The sequence below is a fragment of the Escherichia sp. WS338 genome (assembly GCF_046486405.1).
GTDB classification, from domain to species: domain Bacteria; phylum Pseudomonadota; class Gammaproteobacteria; order Enterobacterales; family Enterobacteriaceae; genus Escherichia; species Escherichia coli.
In genome coordinates, this window is the sequence record NZ_JBJQLL010000006.1 from 15,888 (window position 1) to 32,037 (window position 16,150).

16 protein-coding genes and 2 pseudogenes are annotated in these 16,150 nt (G+C 51.2%); 14 read left to right on the forward strand and 4 right to left on the reverse strand.

What is annotated here, in order from left to right; all coding sequences use genetic code 11:
• Positions 1–21: 21 nt before the first annotated feature.
• Positions 22–360: an endoribonuclease SymE gene (symE, locus tag ACJHWT_RS06905; RefSeq protein ID WP_000132631.1), complete on the forward strand. Its 339-nt coding sequence runs from the start codon at positions 22–24 to the stop codon at positions 358–360.
• Positions 361–401: 41 nt separating this feature from the next.
• Here symE and ACJHWT_RS06910 read toward each other — a convergent pair whose 3' ends face one another.
• Positions 402–566 carry a DUF1127 domain-containing protein gene (locus tag ACJHWT_RS06910; RefSeq protein ID WP_000394274.1) on the reverse strand — a complete coding sequence of 55 codons (165 nt, stop codon included), beginning with the start codon at positions 564–566 and terminating at the stop codon, positions 402–404.
• 176 nt (positions 567–742) lie between these two features.
• On the opposite strand from ACJHWT_RS06910, the gene ACJHWT_RS06915 reads away from it, so the two are divergent.
• Positions 743–2,155: a PLP-dependent aminotransferase family protein gene (locus tag ACJHWT_RS06915; RefSeq protein ID WP_000199330.1), complete on the forward strand. Its 1,413-nt coding sequence runs from the start codon at positions 743–745 to the stop codon at positions 2,153–2,155.
• Between the two features lie 241 nt (positions 2,156–2,396).
• On the opposite strand, the pseudogene ACJHWT_RS06920 reads toward ACJHWT_RS06915, so the two are convergent.
• A pseudogene (locus ACJHWT_RS06920) lies at positions 2,397–3,340 on the reverse strand (Rpn family recombination-promoting nuclease/putative transposase).
• A gap of 466 nt (positions 3,341–3,806) precedes the next feature.
• Between ACJHWT_RS06920 and mdtM the strand changes: the two are divergent.
• The 7 genes from mdtM (at position 3,807) to ACJHWT_RS06955 (ending at position 10,829) form a co-directional block, all read left to right on the forward strand.
• Positions 3,807–5,039 carry a multidrug efflux MFS transporter MdtM gene (gene mdtM, locus ACJHWT_RS06925; RefSeq protein ID WP_001136979.1) on the forward strand — a complete coding sequence of 411 codons (1,233 nt, stop codon included), beginning with the start codon at positions 3,807–3,809 and terminating at the stop codon, positions 5,037–5,039.
• A gap of 40 nt (positions 5,040–5,079) precedes the next feature.
• The gene (locus ACJHWT_RS06930) at positions 5,080–6,360 is read left to right on the forward strand and encodes a DUF445 domain-containing protein (RefSeq protein ID WP_001037379.1); all 1,281 of its coding nucleotides are present in this window, start codon (positions 5,080–5,082) and stop codon (positions 6,358–6,360) included.
• A 115-nt stretch (positions 6,361–6,475) separates the two neighbouring features.
• Positions 6,476–7,627, forward strand: a complete 1,152-nt coding sequence (locus ACJHWT_RS06935) for a double-cubane-cluster-containing anaerobic reductase (protein WP_001695401.1) — start codon at positions 6,476–6,478, stop codon at positions 7,625–7,627.
• A gap of 9 nt (positions 7,628–7,636) precedes the next feature.
• Positions 7,637–8,404, forward strand: a complete 768-nt coding sequence (gene yjiL / locus ACJHWT_RS06940) for a putative 2-hydroxyacyl-CoA dehydratase activator YjiL (RefSeq protein ID WP_001317602.1) — start codon at positions 7,637–7,639, stop codon at positions 8,402–8,404.
• Entirely contained in the window at positions 8,401–8,658 is a 258-nt protein-coding gene (locus ACJHWT_RS06945; RefSeq protein WP_000666413.1) for a DUF3343 domain-containing protein, read from the forward strand. The genes yjiL and ACJHWT_RS06945 overlap by 4 nt, the downstream gene beginning before the upstream one ends.
• 64 nt (positions 8,659–8,722) lie before the next feature.
• Positions 8,723–9,583, forward strand: coding sequence for an SdiA-regulated domain-containing protein (locus tag ACJHWT_RS06950; protein ID WP_001317601.1), 861 nt, complete (start codon positions 8,723–8,725; stop codon positions 9,581–9,583).
• 67 nt (positions 9,584–9,650) lie between these two features.
• Positions 9,651–10,829 (forward strand): MFS transporter, encoded by a 1,179-nt coding sequence (locus tag ACJHWT_RS06955; RefSeq protein ID WP_001139964.1) that lies wholly within the window; start codon positions 9,651–9,653, stop codon positions 10,827–10,829.
• 12 nt (positions 10,830–10,841) lie between these two features.
• Here the strand turns inward: ACJHWT_RS06955 and kptA are convergent, their stop codons facing one another.
• On the reverse strand, positions 10,842–11,396 hold the full coding sequence (gene kptA / locus ACJHWT_RS06960) for an RNA 2'-phosphotransferase (protein WP_001151852.1): 555 nt from the start codon (positions 11,394–11,396) through the stop codon (positions 10,842–10,844).
• 249 nt (positions 11,397–11,645) lie between these two features.
• Between kptA and ACJHWT_RS06965 the strand changes: the two genes are divergently transcribed.
• The 5 genes and pseudogenes from ACJHWT_RS06965 to ACJHWT_RS06985 form a co-directional block, all read left to right on the forward strand.
• Positions 11,646–12,329 (forward strand): nucleoside recognition domain-containing protein, encoded by a 684-nt coding sequence (locus ACJHWT_RS06965; RefSeq protein WP_001317600.1) that lies wholly within the window; start codon positions 11,646–11,648, stop codon positions 12,327–12,329.
• The gene (locus ACJHWT_RS06970) at positions 12,326–12,787 is read left to right on the forward strand and encodes a YjiG family protein (RefSeq protein ID WP_000211971.1); all 462 of its coding nucleotides are present in this window, start codon (positions 12,326–12,328) and stop codon (positions 12,785–12,787) included. Before ACJHWT_RS06965 ends, ACJHWT_RS06970 begins: the two co-directional genes overlap by 4 nt.
• A gap of 12 nt (positions 12,788–12,799) precedes the next feature.
• Positions 12,800–13,972 carry a beta-aspartyl-peptidase gene (gene iadA, locus ACJHWT_RS06975; protein WP_000568396.1) on the forward strand — a complete coding sequence of 391 codons (1,173 nt, stop codon included), beginning with the start codon at positions 12,800–12,802 and terminating at the stop codon, positions 13,970–13,972.
• A gap of 64 nt (positions 13,973–14,036) precedes the next feature.
• Positions 14,037–14,948, forward strand: a complete 912-nt coding sequence (hypT, locus tag ACJHWT_RS06980; protein WP_001677288.1) for a hypochlorite stress DNA-binding transcriptional regulator HypT — start codon at positions 14,037–14,039, stop codon at positions 14,946–14,948.
• A gap of 6 nt (positions 14,949–14,954) precedes the next feature.
• Positions 14,955–15,326 (forward strand): annotated as a pseudogene (locus ACJHWT_RS06985) (putative PEP-binding protein); the annotation flags it as partial.
• Positions 15,327–15,373: 47 nt separating this feature from the next.
• Here the strand turns inward: ACJHWT_RS06985 and iraD are convergent.
• Positions 15,374–15,757 carry an anti-adapter protein IraD gene (iraD, locus tag ACJHWT_RS06990; RefSeq protein WP_001695400.1) on the reverse strand — a complete coding sequence of 128 codons (384 nt, stop codon included), beginning with the start codon at positions 15,755–15,757 and terminating at the stop codon, positions 15,374–15,376.
• Between the last annotated feature and the right edge of the window lie 393 nt (positions 15,758–16,150).

Genomic DNA, 16,150 nt, shown 5'->3' on the forward strand with positions numbered 1-16,150 from the left:
TATTTCAAAGGAATAGTAATCATGACTGACACGCATTCTATTGCACAACCGTTCGAAGCAGAAGTCTCTCCGGCAAATAACCGTCAATTAACCGTGAGTTATGCGAGTCGCTACCCGGATTACAGCCGTATTCCCGCCATCACCCTGAAAGGTCAGTGGCTGGAAACCGCCGGTTTTGCCACCGGCACGGCGGTAGATGTCAAAGTGATAGAAGGCTGTATTGTCCTCACCGCCCAACCACCCGCCGCCGAAGAGAGCGAACTGATGCAGTCACTGCGCCAGGTGTGCAAGCTGTCGGCGCGTAAACAAAGGCAGGTGCAGGATTTTATTGGGGTGATTAGTAGCAAAACGCCACGCTAAGTTTCTCTCCCCTTCCCCATACGGGAAGGGAAATTGCCCCCTCACTCCACATCCTCCCTGCGTAACCCAATATCCCTCAATCGCTCATCACTCATCTGCTGTAACACCCGTCGGGCCTGCATTTGCCGCCGCCAACGCCTCACCGCCTGCCAGAGTTGCACAAGTCTGATAAACGGCGTTTTGGCTTTGTTTTCGTGAAATTCCATCTGCTGCCTCCTCATCTTTCAGAGGCTTCATCATCCGCCTTCTGGCAGTTCACAATACAGATGCAAATATTAGTTTTATTTAACATACAGACAGGTTAAAACAACATCTGCATCCGGTTTTTTAGCCTCATCTGTACCGGTTTTTCTCTCTGTATGGTCCAAATAAGGAATACAGCATGACGCGTTATCAACATCTGGCGACTCTGCTTGCCGAGCGGATTGAGCAAGGGCTGTATCGTCACGGGGAGAAATTGCCGTCGGTGCGCAGCTTAAGTCAGGAGCACGGCGTCAGTATTAGCACCGTGCAGCAGGCGTACCAGACGCTGGAGACGATGAAGCTCATCACTCCGCAGCCGCGTTCGGGTTATTTTGTCGCACAACGTAAAGCCCAGCCGCCAGTACCGCCGATGACGCGTCCGGTGCAGCGCCCGGTAGAGATTACCCAGTGGGACCAGGTACTGGATATGCTGGTAGCGCACAGCGACAGTTCCATTGTTCCGTTAAGCAAAAGCACGCCGGATGTCGAAACGCCCAGCCTGAAACCGCTGTGGCGGGAGCTTAGCCGGGTAGTGCAGCATAATCTGCAAACCGTTCTCGGTTATGACTTGTTAGCCGGTCAGCGAGTGTTGCGAGAGCAGGTTGCCCGCCTGATGCTCGACAGCGGCTCAGTGGTCACCGCCGATGACATCATTATCACCAGCGGCTGCCATAACTCGATGTCGCTGGCGTTAATGGCGGTATGTAAACCGGGCGATATTGTCGCAGTCGAATCCCCCTGTTATTACGGTTCAATGCAGATGCTGCGCGGTATGGGCGTGAAAGTGATTGAAATCCCAACCGATCCAGAAACTGGCATCAGCGTTGAAGCGCTGGAACTGGCGCTGGAACAGTGGCCGATTAAAGGCATCATTCTGGTGCCAAACTGTAATAATCCGCTGGGATTTATTATGCCGGACGCGCGCAAACGGGCCGTTCTCTCTCTCGCTCAGCGTCATGATATTGTGATTTTTGAAGATGATGTCTACGGCGAACTGGCGACGGAGTATCCGCGCCCGCGGACCATTCATTCCTGGGATATCGACGGGCGAGTGCTGCTGTGCAGCTCGTTCAGTAAAAGTATTGCACCAGGCCTGCGCGTGGGTTGGGTCGCACCGGGGCGTTATCACGATAAACTGATGCATATGAAATACGCCATCAGCAGCTTTAATGTGCCGTCCACGCAAATGGCGGCGGCAACGTTTGTGCTGGAAGGTCACTATCATCGCCATATCCGGCGGATGCGGCAGATCTATCAGCGCAATTTGGCGCTTTATACCTGCTGGATACGGGAATATTTTCCCTGCGAAATCTGTATTACGCGCCCGAAAGGCGGATTTTTACTGTGGATAGAATTGCCTGAACAGGTCGATATGGTCTGCGTCGCGCGGCAGCTGTGCCGCATGAAAATCCAGGTGGCAGCAGGCTCGATTTTCTCGGCTTCCGGCAAATACCGTAATTGTCTGCGCATCAACTGCGCTTTGCCGCTCAGCGAAACCTATCGCGAAGCACTAAAGCAAATTGGCGAAGCCGTGTATCGGGCAATGGAATGAATTCGAAATAGTGGCGAGCCCCCTGATTTCCTCTCACGAATCGCGTGTGACTCGTTTTATCTTTGCAGGGTCATCGCCACGTTCCAGCATGGCTTAGGCAAAGTGTGCTTTGTTCATACCGGATGCGGCGTGAACGCCTTATCCGGCTTACAAATCGCGCAAATTCAATAGATTGCAGAGGTAATGTAGGTCTGATAAGCGTAGCACATCAGGCAGCTTTGCGTTTGTCATCAGTCTCTGATTAGTACTCGATCCATGGATCGCGCTTGCTTTCAGGCAAGGGTTGCTCTAATGCCTGCATTTGCTCTGCCGAAAGTCCAGTATATCGTTGTATCCATTCAGGATCCGCACCGTTCTGCAAAAGCAATCTAAGGAGGCGTTGTTCCCCTTCTTCTTTCCCCTTTTCCATCCCTAACAGCCATCCATCATTATGAATTCGCTCTGCAATCGTCATTATTCGCTCCCTTTGTTGTGGCATTCGACGGGTAAGTTCACTGATAAACTCATTAAAACGCGCTTCATCGCCAGTCAGTAAAATGTAATTTAACAGCGCAGTTATCTGGCTGTCATTAGCACACTCTGTAACCAGTAATATTACCAGTTGATCGATAAGCCCCATCAGATCGCGCTGGCGAATATGCTTTTGGATCAACTCCAACAGGGCGACTCTGCGGTGCTGCACAATCTCGTCGTCTGGCACGACAGTGACATCCACCAGCGGGAACGCTGCGGTATAAAGCTTCCGTGCGGTGGTCGGGTCAGCAAATTCGTCCAGCCAGCACAGGGACAGGGATAAGGACTACGGCTACCGTGATAAAACAGCATCGGGATGACCAGCGGTAGCGGTCGGCGTTTATCATGCTCGATATGGCGCTGCATCACCGCCATGGAATATCGCATCAGGCGAAAGGCCATATGGATATCCTCGCGGCTCTGATGTTCAATCACTACGTAAATATAACCATCACCTTCACGGGTCTTTACCGACCACAGAATATCGGAGTGTAGCGCCCGCAATTTTTCATCGACGAAGCTGGCGGATTCCAGTTTTAAGCTGTCGAGATCGCACAGTTCACGTAAATCTTTGGGTAAGTGGATCTCCATAAAATCCCGCGCGGTGTCAGGGTGCGTGAGAAAGGATTTAAATAATGCGTCATGCGGCGTGCTGGTTGTGAAGTTTGTCATGGCGATCCGTCACCTGTAGATAAGATGGCCCGACTGTAGCGACTAACAAAACCATTCTCACCCGGCAATTTCTCGTTCCCCGAGGCGCTTTCCAGGCTATTTTTGTTCCTCTGCAAACGATACATTTTTCCGGAAACAGGCTCGCGTTTTACATTTCCTGTACCCGGCAGATATTCCCCTTTCCACCGCACTCTTTTGATTAACCGCAAATTTTAATTACACTTAAGGTGTATATTTTCTATGCAACCCATCAATTCAAGAGGTGTAATGTGCTGATGACTATTTGTAATCGTTATACATTCTGACCTGGAGTCAGAAGGTATTTCTCTGTCTGTGTGTTCACAGGCAGTGTGGTTGATTACATGAAATTCAGTACATTTGTCCTTCTCGCCTGCCTTTCGTCATTACCGACGGTATTGAATTTCGTTTTCCCCATTGGGGTTCTCCGGACAAGGAGTTGTTTGTTATGCCACGTTTTTTTGCCCGCCATGCCGCCACGCTGTTTTTCCCGATGGCGTTGATTTTGTATGACTTTGCTGCGTATCTGTCGACGGACCTGATCCAGCCAGGGATCATTAATGTGGTCCGTGATTTTAATGCCGATATCAGTCTGGCCCCTGCTGCCGTCAGTCTCTATCTTGCTGGCGGTATGGCGTTACAGTGGCTGCTGGGGCCGCTTTCCGACAGAATTGGCCGCAGGCCGGTGCTGATTACCGGGGCGTTAATTTTTACCCTTGCCTGCGCCGCGACAATGTTCACCACGTCAATGACACAATTTCTTATCGCGCGTGCAATTCAGGGCACCAGTATCTGTTTTATTGCCACCGTTGGTTATGTCACGGTGCAGGAGGCGTTTGGACAGACAAAAGGGATCAAGTTGATGGCGATTATCACCTCCATCGTACTGATTGCGCCGATTATCGGCCCGCTTTCCGGCGCAGCTCTGATGCACTTTGTGCACTGGAAAGTCCTTTTTGCCATCATTGCGGTTATGGGTTTTATCTCATTTGTTGGCTTACTGCTGGCGATGCCAGAGACGGTGAAGCGCGGCGCGGTTCCATTTAGCGCCAAAAGCGTCTTGCGCGATTTTCGTAATGTCTTTTGCAATCGGCTGTTCCTCTTTGGCGCAGCAACCATCTCTTTAAGCTATATCCCAATGATGAGTTGGGTGGCTGTCTCGCCGGTGATCCTGATCGACGCGGGCGGCTTAACAACTTCGCAGTTCGCCTGGACACAGGTTCCGGTGTTCGGCGCGGTGATTGTCGCGAATGCCATCGTGGCGCGTTTCGTTAAAGATCCGACCGAACCGCGCTTTATCTGGCGTGCCGTACCCATTCAACTGGTCGGCCTCGCGCTGTTGATTATCGGCAATCTGCTGTCACCGCACGTCTGGCTGTGGTCGGTGCTGGGCACCAGTCTGTATGCTTTCGGGATTGGTTTGATCTTCCCGACCTTGTTCCGCTTTACGCTGTTTTCCAATAACTTACCGAAAGGAACCGTCTCCGCATCGCTGAATATGGTGATCCTGATGGTGATGTCTGTCTCAGTCGAAATCGGCCGCTGGCTGTGGTTTAACGGCGGTCGCTTGCCGTTTCATCTGTTAGCCGTCGTGGCGGGCATTATCGTCGTTTTCACCCTGGCAGGATTGCTTAATCGCGTGCGCCAACATCAGGCTGCCGAGCTGGCGGAGGAGCGGTGATTTTTGCGCGATCCTGCCGTCAGGCTCTATTCTTAACGTTATGAATAAACTCATTGAACTCAGACGCGCCAAAATGTTGGCGCTCTCTTTACTGCTTATCGCCGCTGCTACCTTTGTCGTTACGCTGTTTTTGCCGCCCAATTTTTGGGTGAGCGGCGTGAAGGCGATTGCTGAAGCGGCGATGGTCGGCGCGCTGGCGGACTGGTTTGCGGTGGTGGCGCTGTTTCGCCGCGTGCCGATTCCGATCATTTCTCGTCATACGGCGATTATCCCGCGTAATAAAGACCGGATTGGCGAAAATCTCGGTCAGTTCGTGCAGGAAAAATTTCTCGATACCCAGTCGCTGGTGGCATTGATTCGACGTCACGAACCGGCGTTGTTGATTGGCAACTGGTTTAGTCAGCCGGAGAACGCCCGCCGCGTTGGTCAGCATCTGTTGCAGATCATGAGCGGTTTTCTTGAACTGACCGATGATGCGCGTATTCAGCGCCTGCTTAAGCGCGCGGTCCACCGGGCGATTGATAAGGTTGATCTTTCTGGCACCAGTGCGTTGATGCTGGAGAGTATGACCAAAAACGATCGTCATCAGGTGCTGCTCGATACGCTGATCGCACAGTTGATCGCCCTTCTCCAGCGCGATAAATCGCGCAAGTTTATCGCCCAGCAAATTGTTCGCTGGCTGGAGAGCGAGCATCCACTGAAAGCCAAAATTTTGCCCACTGAATGGCTGGGCGAACATAGCGCGGAGTTGGTTTCTGACGCGGTGAATTCTTTGCTTGATGATATCAGCCGCGATCGTGCGCATCAGATCCGCCATGCGTTTGATCGCGCCACCTTTGCCCTGATCGACAAGCTGAAAAACGATCCTGAAATGGCAGCGCGAGCCGATGCCGTAAAAAGCTATCTGAAAGAAGACGAAGCTTTTAACCGCTATCTCAGTGAATTGTGGGGGGATTTACGGGAATGGCTGAAAGTGGATATCAACAGCGAAGATTCTCGTGTGAAAGAACGTATCGCACGAGCGGGTCAATGGTTTGGCGAAACGTTAATTGCCGATGATGCCTTGCGGGCGTCGTTAAATGGTCATCTCGAACAAGCCGCGCACCGCGTCGCGCCTGAGTTTTCCGCATTCCTGACGCGCCACATCAGCGATACGGTAAAAAGCTGGGATGCGCAGGATATGTCGCGGCAAATCGAGTTAAATATCGGCAAAGATCTGCAGTTTATCCGTGTCAACGGTACGCTGGTTGGCGGTTGTATTGGGCTAATTTTGTATTTGCTGTCGCAGCTCCCGGCCTTGTTTCCCCTCGGCAATTTTTAGAAATCCATGAAAAACTAAGTGGCTAACCGCGAGAGAGATCAAATAAACCATACTAAAAGAATGGTAATAATGTGGCCTCTTTTCATTATCTCCCGTGGTACGGGGAAGGAAAATCATGTCACTTGTCACCGATCTACCCGCCATTTTCGATCAGTTCTCTGAAGCTCGCCAGAAAGGCTTTCTCACCGTCATGGATCTCAAGGAGCGCGGCATTCCGCTGGTTGGCACTTACTGCACCTTTATGCCGCAAGAGATCCCGATGGCAGCCGGTGCGGTTGTGGTTTCGCTCTGTTCCACCTCTGATGAAACCATTGAAGAAGCCGAGAAAGATCTGCCGCGCAACCTCTGCCCGCTGATTAAAAGCAGCTACGGCTTTGGCAAAACCGATAAATGCCCCTACTTCTACTTTTCTGATCTGGTGGTCGGTGAAACCACCTGCGATGGCAAAAAGAAAATGTATGAATACATGGCGGAGTTTAAGCCCGTTCATGTGATGCAGTTGCCAAACAGTGTTGAGGACGATGCCTCACGCGCGTTATGGAAAGCAGAAATGCTGCGCTTGCAAAAAACGGTAGAAGAACGTTTTGGGCACGAGATTAGCGAAGATGCTCTGCGCGATGCCATTGCGCTGAAAAACCGCGAACGTCGCGCACTGGCTAATTTTTATCATCTTGGGCAGTTAAATCCTCCGGCGCTTAGCGGCAGCGACATTCTGAAAGTGGTTTACGGCGCAACCTTCCGGTTCGATAAAGAGGCGTTGATCAATGAACTGGATGCAATGACCGCCCGCGTTCGTCAGCAGTGGGAAGAAGGCCAGCGACTGGACCCGCGTCCACGCATTTTAATCACCGGCTGCCCGATTGGCGGCGCAGCAGAAAAAGTGGTGCGCGCGATTGAAGAGAATGGCGGCTGGGTTGTCGGTTATGAAAACTGCACCGGGGCGAAAGCGACCGAGCAATGCGTGGCAGAAACGAGCGATGTCTACGACGCGCTGGCGGATAAATATCTGGCGATTGGCTGCTCCTGTGTTTCGCCGAACGATCAGCGCCTGAAAATGCTCAGCCAGATGGTGGAGGAATATCAGGTCGATGGCGTAGTTGATGTGATTTTGCAGGCGTGCCATACCTACGCGGTGGAATCGCTGGCGATTAAACGTCATGTGCGCCAGCAGCACAACATTCCTTATATCGCTATTGAAACAGACTACTCCACCTCGGATGTCGGGCAGCTCAGTACCCGTGTCGCGGCCTTTATTGAGATGCTGTAAGGAGTGGCAGTGGCATATTCGATTGGCATTGATTCCGGCTCAACCGCCACCAAAGGGATCTTACTGGCAGACGGCGTGATTACGCGCCGTTTCCTCGTTCCAACACCCTTTCGCCCGGCAACAGCAATTACTGAAGCCTGGGAAACTCTGCGCGAAGGGTTAGAAACAACGCCGTTTCTGACGCTCACCGGCTACGGACGGCAACTGGTGGATTTTGCCGATAAACAGGTGACGGAAATCTCCTGTCACGGGCTGGGCGCACGGTTTCTTGCGCCAGCAACGCGTGCAGTAATCGACATCGGTGGTCAGGACAGCAAAGTGATTCAGCTTGATGATGACGGTAACCTGTGCGATTTCCTGATGAATGACAAATGCGCGGCGGGCACCGGGCGTTTCCTGGAAGTGATCTCGCGCACGCTTGGCACCAGCGTCGAGCAACTCGACAGCATTACTGAAAATGTCAGACCGCACGCCATCACGAGTATGTGCACAGTGTTTGCCGAATCAGAAGTGATCAGCCTGCGCTCAGCGGGCGTCGCGCCAGAAGCGATTCTCGCCGGAGTGATTAACGCGATGGCGCGGCGGAGTGCCAATTTCATTGCTCGTCTCTCCTGTGAAGCGCCGATTCTGTTTACTGGTGGCGTTAGCCACTGTCAAAGGTTTACCCACATGCTGGAAAGCCATCTGGGAATGCCGGTACAAACTCACCCTGATGCGCAATTCGCTGGTGCAATTGGCGCGGCGGTGATCGGTCAGCGGCAGAGAAAACGCGCATGAAAGAGTATCTATTTTTATTTCACTCCACGGTCGGCGTCATACAAACCCGCAAGGCGTTGCAGGCAGCGGGCATGACTTTTCGCGTCAGCGATATTCCCCGTGATTTACGCGGCGGCTGCGGGTTATGCATTTGGCTGACCTGTCCGCCTGGCGAGGAAATTCAATGGGTGATCCCTGGGCATACGGAATCAGTTTATTGTCAGCAGGATGGTGGCTGGCGCTGCATTGCACATTACGGGATTTCTCCGCGTTAAGGATTCATTAAGATCGCTACGTATACTTCTCGATATCTTATTGATTTGCCTTAAAGGGATTACCGTGACAAAAAGTATTTCGTTAAGTAAACGCATCTTCGTTATTGTGATTCTTTTTGTCATTGTGGCAGTGTGTACTTTCTTCGTGCAATCTTGCGCCCGTAAAAGCAATCATGCAGCATCATTTCAGAATTACCACGCCACCATTGACGGCAAAGAAATTGCAGGCATAACGAATAATATCTCTTCGCTGACCTGGTCGGCACAAAGCAATACTCTTTTTAGCACTATCAACAAACCGGCCGCCATTGTTGAAATGACCACCAATGGCGATTTGATCCGCACAATTCCTCTGGATTTTGTTAAGGATCTCGAGACGATCGAATACATTGGCGATAATCAGTTTGTCATTAGCGATGAGCGCGATTATGCCATTTATGTGATTTCACTGACCCCAAACTCGGAAGTAAAAATCCTCAAAAAAATAAAAATCCCGCTGCAGGAATCCCCAACCAATTGCGGTTTTGAAGGATTGGCCTATTCTCGCCAGGATCACACTTTCTGGTTTTTTAAAGAGAAAAACCCGATTGAGGTCTACAAAGTTAACGGGCTGTTAAGTAGCAATGAATTGCACATCAGCAAAGACAAGGCACTACAACGGCAATTTACTTTAGATGATGTGTCCGGCGCAGAATTTAACCAACAAAAAAATACGCTTCTGGTGCTGTCTCATGAATCTCGCGCACTCCAGGAAGTAACGCTGGCTGGCGAGGTTATCGGTGAAATGTCACTAACCAAAGGCAGTCGAGGTTTGTCGCATAACATCAAACAGGCCGAAGGGGTTGCGATGGATGCCTCAGGTAATATTTATATCGTTAGCGAACCAAATCGTTTTTATCGCTTTACCCCTCAATCATCGCATTAACAGGCTGGCATGTTTCACCTTTTTGTTATTAACTTGTTAACAACAAAAATGACAAACAAGGTTAAACATGCCTTCGCCCTCGCATCCCGTAGAACGCTTTTCTTTCAGCACCGCGCTTTTCGGGATGCTGGTTCTGACCTTAGGTATGGGTTTAGGCCGCTTCCTTTATACGCCTATGTTGCCCGTCATGATGGCGGAAGGATCGTTTTCATTTAGCCAGCTCTCGTGGATTGCCAGCGGCAACTATGCGGGGTATCTGGCTGGCAGTCTGCTATTTTCGTTTGGCGCATTTCACCAGCCATCGCGCCTGCGCCCATTTCTGTTGGCTTCTGCCCTGGCGAGCGGGTTGTTGATCCTCGCAATGGCATGGTTGCTGCCATTTATTCTGGTGTTATTGATTCGCGTCCTGGCGGGTGTCGCCAGCGCCGGAATGCTGATTTTTGGTTCGACGCTGATTATGCAGCACACGCGCCATCCTTTTGTGCTGGCAGCTTTGTTTTCTGGCGTTGGCATTGGCATCGCACTGGGCAATGAATATGTTCTGGCAGGCCTGCATTTTGACCTCTCCTCGCAAACGTTATGGCAAGGCGCCGGGGCGCTTTCTGGCATGATGCTGATTGCACTTACGCTTTTAATGCCCTCGAAAAAACACGCCATCACACCAATGCCATTGGCAAAAACGGAGCAACAGATAATGAGCTGGTGGTTACTGGCTATTCTGTACGGCCTGGCGGGATTTGGTTATATCATCGTCGCGACTTACCTGCCGCTCATGGCGAAAGATGCAGGCTCACCATTGTTAACCGCCCATCTCTGGACGTTAGTCGGCTTATCAATTGTGCCTGGTTGCTTTGGCTGGCTATGGGCAGCAAAACGTTGGGGGGCTTTGCCCTGCCTGACGGCGAATTTGCTGGTGCAGGCTATTAGTGTGTTGCTTACTCTCGCCAGCGACTCGCCTCTCTTGCTTATCATCAGCAGTATTGGTTTTGGCAGTACCTTTATGGGCACGACATCTCTGGTGATGACTATCGCCCGCCAACTGAGCGTACCGGGAAATCTCAATCTTTTAGGCTTTGTGACGCTCATTTACGGCATTGGGCAAATCCTCGGCCCGGCGCTGACCAGTATGCTCGGCAATGGAACATCGGCGCTTGCCAGCGCCACTCTCTGCGGCGCGGCGGCGTTGTTTATTGCTGCGCTTATCAGCACAGTGCAATTATTTAAGCTACAAGTGGTCACTTCATGAGGAAAGTTTCCCTTACCACTCAAGAAACTCAACAGCAACCGTTGATGTCAGCCAGACCCCGTTTTCCGCTTGCCAGAAAGGGATGCCTCGTTTCGCCATTTCCAGTGCTTTGACGGTTAAGATAACCGGCGATCCGTGTCTTGCTCCCACTTTGCGTGCCGTTGCTTCATCAGCAGAGAGATGTACGTAGTGACGCTCACCTGCAATCAGCCCCTGTTTTTTTATCTCGTCAAGGAAACGGCTTGCCGTACCGTGGTAGAGAAACTGTGGCGGTGTTTTTTCGGCAAAGGAAATAGCGACCTGCGAAGTCGAATGCCCCTGAACCGCGCGGATGCACCTACCATCACTGGAATAACTAAAACGCTTTTTATCGCTGGTGGCAACCACAGTATCCAGCAATGCACGGGTTAACCGCTTGCCCGCTTTTTGGGCACAAAGTATGAGCTTATCGATATCCGCCCATCCTTCACGGTCCAGTACGATACCAATCGCCTCCGGTTTGTGTCGGAGGACAAAACTTAAAAACTTGCTCGTATCCGCCAGCTCTTTTTCGTTGTACTTTGCCATCTCGTTCTCGTCCCTGGATTTTCTGTTTTTATTTACTTATGTCATTGTCACTGGGTTTATGAATTTACTGCAACTCAATCCAGCGCAGAACCTTTTCCCTATAGCGTAATTTTTCCGCTATGCAAAAAACGCATAGCCAGAAACATACTTGCATTTTCCCCATACCCACATGGCTGATAAGGTTTTTCAGCTCCAGGAATTTTCCTGGCTCAAGCAACACACAAACACAAAAAAACAATGGGGATTGTTATGACACAACAAGGGGATGCTGTAGCCGGGGAGCTGGCGACAGAAAAAGTGGGCATTAAAGGGTATCTGGCTTTTTTTCTCACCATAATCTTTTTTTCCGGTGTTTTTTCCGGAACAGACAGCTGGTGGCGCGTTTTTGATTTTTCCGTTCTGAACGGATCGTTTGGGCAACTGCCTGGTGCGAATGGCGCTACCACCTCGTTTCGCGGCGCAGGTGGCACAGGAGCTAAAGATGGCTTTCTCTTCGCACTGGAACTGGCTCCGTCAGTGATTCTCTCTCTGGGAATTATCTCGATTACCGATGGTCTTGGCGGATTGCGCGCCGCGCAGCAGTTAATGACGCCCGTGCTAAAACCGTTGTTGGGCATTCCAGGCATCTGTTCACTGGCGCTGATTGCTAACCTGCAAAACACCGATGCCGCCGCAGGTATGACCAAAGAACTGGCGCAGGAAGGGGAAATTACCGAACGTGATAAAGTGATATTCGCCGCCTATCAAACCAGCGGTAGCGCCATCATCACCAACTACTTCTCTTCCGGCGTCGCGGTGTTTGCCTTTCTGGGCACGTCCGTAATCGTACCTTTAGCCGTCATCCTGGTGTTTAAATTTGTCGGAGCCAACATTTTGCGCGTCTGGCTTAACTTCGAAGAACGTCGCAACCCAACGCAAGGAGCGCAAGCATGACAACTCAGGTCCGCAAAAACGTCATGGATATGTTTATTGATGGCGCGCGCCGTGGCTTTACTATCGCTACCACCAACCTGCTGCCAAACGTGGTGATGGCCTTTGTCATCATCCAGGCGCTGAAAATTACTGGCCTGCTCGACTGGGTGGGACATATCTGTGAACCCGTAATGGCGCTGTGGGGATTGCCAGGTGAAGCGGCAACCGTCCTTTTAGCCGCATTGATGAGCATGGGCGGCGCAGTCGGTGTTGCCGCCAGTCTGGCAACCGCTGGCGCATTAACCGGCCACGATGTCACCGTTTTACTGCCCGCGATGTATTTAATGGGCAACCCGGTGCAAAATGTCGGTCGCTGCCTGGGGACAGCCGAAGTGAATGCCAAATATTATCCGCATATCATTACGGTCTGCGTGATTAACGCATTGCTGTCGATCTGGGTTATGCAGCTTATTGTTTAACAAGGAGTTACCATGATTGATTATTCCGCAGCCGGTTTTACCCTGCTGCAGGGAGCGCATTTGTATGCGCCGGAAGATCGGGGAATTTGCGATGTCCTCATCGCTAACGGCAAAATTATTGCCGTTGCCAGCAACATCCCTTCTGACATTGTACCGGACTGCACGGTTGTCGATCTCAGCGGGCAGATCCTCTGCCCAGGTTTTATTGATCAACACGTCCATTTGATTGGTGGTGGCGGCGAAGCAGGTCCCACGACACGCACGCCAGAAGTGGCGTTAAGTCGTCTGACGGAAGCGGGCGTCACGTCAGTGGTTGGTCTGCTGGGTACCGACTCTATCTCTCGCCACCCGGAATCCCTGCTCGCCAAGACCCGTGCGCTCAATGAAGAAGGCATCAGCGCCTGGATGCTGACCGGCGCTTATCATGTCCCTTCCCGCACCATTACAGGTTCCGTGGAAAAAGACGTGGCGATTATCGATCGCGTGATTGGTGTGAAATGCGCCATCTCTGATCACCGTTCTGCCGCACCTGACGTTTATCACCTGGCTAATATGGCGGCGGAATCCCGCGTTGGCGGTTTGCTTGGCGGTAAACCTGGCGTCACCGTGTTCCACATGGGCGACAGCAAAAAGGCGTTACAGCCTGTCTATGACCTGCTGGAAAACTGCGATGTGCCGATCAGCAAGCTGCTGCCGACCCACGTTAACCGCAACGTTCCGTTGTTTGAGCAGGCGCTGGAGTTCGCGCGCAAAGGCGGCACCATCGACATCACCAGTAGCATTGACGAACCGGTCGCCCCTGCCGAAGGTATTGCCCGCGCCGTTCAGGCGGGTATTCCGCTGGCACGCGTCACCCTCAGCTCCGACGGCAACGGTAGCCAGCCGTTCTTTGATGACGAAGGAAATTTAACCCATATCGGTGTTGCAGGTTTTGAAACATTGCTGGAAACCGTGCAAATGTTGGTCAAAGACTATAGCTTCAGCCTTAGCGATGCCCTGCGCCCGCTCACCAGTAGCGTAGCCGGTTTCCTTAACCTGACCGGGAAAGGCGAAATTCTGCCAGGCAATGACGCAGACTTACTGGTCATGACGCCTGAATTGCGCATTGAGCAGGTATACGCTCGCGGCAAACTGATGGTCAAAGACGGCAAAGCCTGCGTGAAAGGAACGTTTGAAACGGCATAACCGGTTGTCAGCCGCCCGAATGGACGTAGAATGCCCGCAAGGGCGGCTGACAGAGTATAACGTAATGGATGACTGTGGTGCGGTTTTGCATAACATTGAAACCAAATGGCTTTATGATTTTCTGACCCTGGAAAAATGTCGCAATTTTTCCCAGGCGGCAGTCAGTCGCAACGTCTCGCAACCGGCATTCAGCCGCCGCATCCGTGCACTGGAACAGGCGATTGGCGTTGAATTGTTTAACCGCCAGGTGACGCCGCTGCAACTCTCGGAACAAGGGAAAATCTTCCATTCGCAGATCCGCCATCTGTTGCAACAGTTAGAAAGCAACCTGGCAGAGCTGCGTGGCGGCAGCGATTACGCGCAACGTAAAATCAAGATAGCCGCTGCACACTCTCTTTCCCTCGGTCTGTTACCGTCCATTATCAGCCAGATGCCGCCGCTCTTTACCTGGGCAATTGAAGCCATTGATGTCGATGAAGCGGTCGATAAACTGCGCGAAGGGCAAAGTGACTGTATTTTTTCCTTTCACGACGAAGATTTGCTGGAAGCGCCGTTTGACCACATCCGCTTATTTGAATCTCAATTGTTCCCCGTCTGCGCCAGTGACGAACACGGAGAAGCACTTTTTAACCTCGCTCAGCCACACTTTCCGTTACTGAATTACAGCCGCAACTCCTACATGGGGCGATTGATTAATCGCACTCTGACGCGCCACAGTGAGTTGAGTTTCAGCACCTTTTTTGTCTCTTCGATGAGCGAGCTTTTAAAGCAGGTTGCCCTCGACGGATGTGGAATTGCCTGGTTGCCGGAGTATGCCATCCAACAAGAAATTCGCAGCGGGCAGCTCGTTGTACTGAATCGGGACGAACTGGTGATCCCGATTCAGGCCTATGCATACCGGATGAATACCCGCATGAATCCAGTTGCCGAACGCTTCTGGCGTGAACTGCGCGAGCTGGAGATTGAACCTGGTTGAAAGTTTTCTGCAGAAAATCTTCCGGCGCTGGGAATTATGATTGAGGTTCCTGCCGCAGTCATGATTGCAGACAAATTAGCCAGTGAAGTCGATTTCTTTTCCATCGGCACCAACGATCTGACGCAATATATTATGGCGGCAGACAGAGGAAATAGCACCGTCGCGAAACTGGTCGATTATTGTAATGACGCGGTGATTAACGCTATTGCTATGGTGTGTCAGGCCGGACGTAATAATGAAATTCCGGTCAGTATGTGCGGCGAAATGGCTGGAGATATCCAGCAAACAGCACGACTGCTCACCATGGGGATTGATAAGCTCAGTGCCAGTCCATCCCGGCTTCCGGCCTTGAAAGCAGCAATCAGAACCTCCCACTAATTGTGACCTAACGCGATACGTCTTGCGCGTATCGCGTTTCCCGTCATTTACTGCGGCATCGTGCGATGCCAGCTCCCCTTCTGCCAGACCAGGTCAAACGTTAGCGGCTCATCATCGTGGTACAGCATCATCTCCAGACTAATGACCAACTCGTGGCAATAGACTGCTTTCAGATTGACCTGCAATGCCGCAATACGTGGCTCATGAAATAAAAGCGCGGAACGTAACTGGCGGCAATACCAACTCTGGAGAAGCTTGTCGCTCTGATTATGCCCTTGCCACTCAGGCATGCCTGAAACAAGTAATATTGGTAGCGGTGAATGGGGAGAACTAAAAAGTTGAAAGAGATCCCGGCATACGGAATCACGCAGCGATAACGTATTGTGTCCTGTACTTTCAGGTAATACCGTCTGAACTGATTGGCGCATCATTTTGCGCACTCCTGACGTTTAGTGGCATCTGTATCCTGCCCTGGCTGCCGGACACCACTGGGTTGATGCTCATATTCCATAATCATTCCTTTATGCTCATTGCGTCCCTGGCACTTTCATAAGGGATTTATAAGATCCGCCAAAGATAAAACACTGTACAGAAAAGAATATCCACTGACTTTTTATTTAAAAAGGTATCATTTGACAAAAGTCATTAAACATAACGGAAATACGTTAACATATTCTGATTATTCCGAATAATTTCTCAGCGTTAAACTGATATATAATTATTCCAAAACAATATATCGTACGTAATGATTAATTTACGCATAATATATTCTGCAGAACATAATTAACTATTCAGGGAACATACATAGTGCAAAGCGGTTCAAC

Coding starts and splice junctions, on each gene's coding strand:
- symE (WP_000132631.1), top strand. CDS start 22: ATGACTGACACGCATTCTATTGCACAACCGTTCGAAGCAGAAGTCTCT.
- ACJHWT_RS06910 (WP_000394274.1), bottom strand. CDS start 566: ATGGAATTTCACGAAAACAAAGCCAAAACGCCGTTTATCAGACTTGTG.
- ACJHWT_RS06915 (WP_000199330.1), top strand. CDS start 743: ATGACGCGTTATCAACATCTGGCGACTCTGCTTGCCGAGCGGATTGAG.
- mdtM (WP_001136979.1), top strand. CDS start 3,807: ATGCCACGTTTTTTTGCCCGCCATGCCGCCACGCTGTTTTTCCCGATG.
- ACJHWT_RS06930 (WP_001037379.1), top strand. CDS start 5,080: ATGAATAAACTCATTGAACTCAGACGCGCCAAAATGTTGGCGCTCTCT.
- ACJHWT_RS06935 (WP_001695401.1), top strand. CDS start 6,476: ATGTCACTTGTCACCGATCTACCCGCCATTTTCGATCAGTTCTCTGAA.
- ACJHWT_RS06945 (WP_000666413.1), top strand. CDS start 8,401: ATGAAAGAGTATCTATTTTTATTTCACTCCACGGTCGGCGTCATACAA.
- ACJHWT_RS06955 (WP_001139964.1), top strand. CDS start 9,651: ATGCCTTCGCCCTCGCATCCCGTAGAACGCTTTTCTTTCAGCACCGCG.
- kptA (WP_001151852.1), bottom strand. CDS start 11,396: ATGGCAAAGTACAACGAAAAAGAGCTGGCGGATACGAGCAAGTTTTTA.
- ACJHWT_RS06965 (WP_001317600.1), top strand. CDS start 11,646: ATGACACAACAAGGGGATGCTGTAGCCGGGGAGCTGGCGACAGAAAAA.
- ACJHWT_RS06970 (WP_000211971.1), top strand. CDS start 12,326: ATGACAACTCAGGTCCGCAAAAACGTCATGGATATGTTTATTGATGGC.
- iadA (WP_000568396.1), top strand. CDS start 12,800: ATGATTGATTATTCCGCAGCCGGTTTTACCCTGCTGCAGGGAGCGCAT.
- hypT (WP_001677288.1), top strand. CDS start 14,037: ATGGATGACTGTGGTGCGGTTTTGCATAACATTGAAACCAAATGGCTT.
- iraD (WP_001695400.1), bottom strand. CDS start 15,757: ATGATGCGCCAATCAGTTCAGACGGTATTACCTGAAAGTACAGGACAC.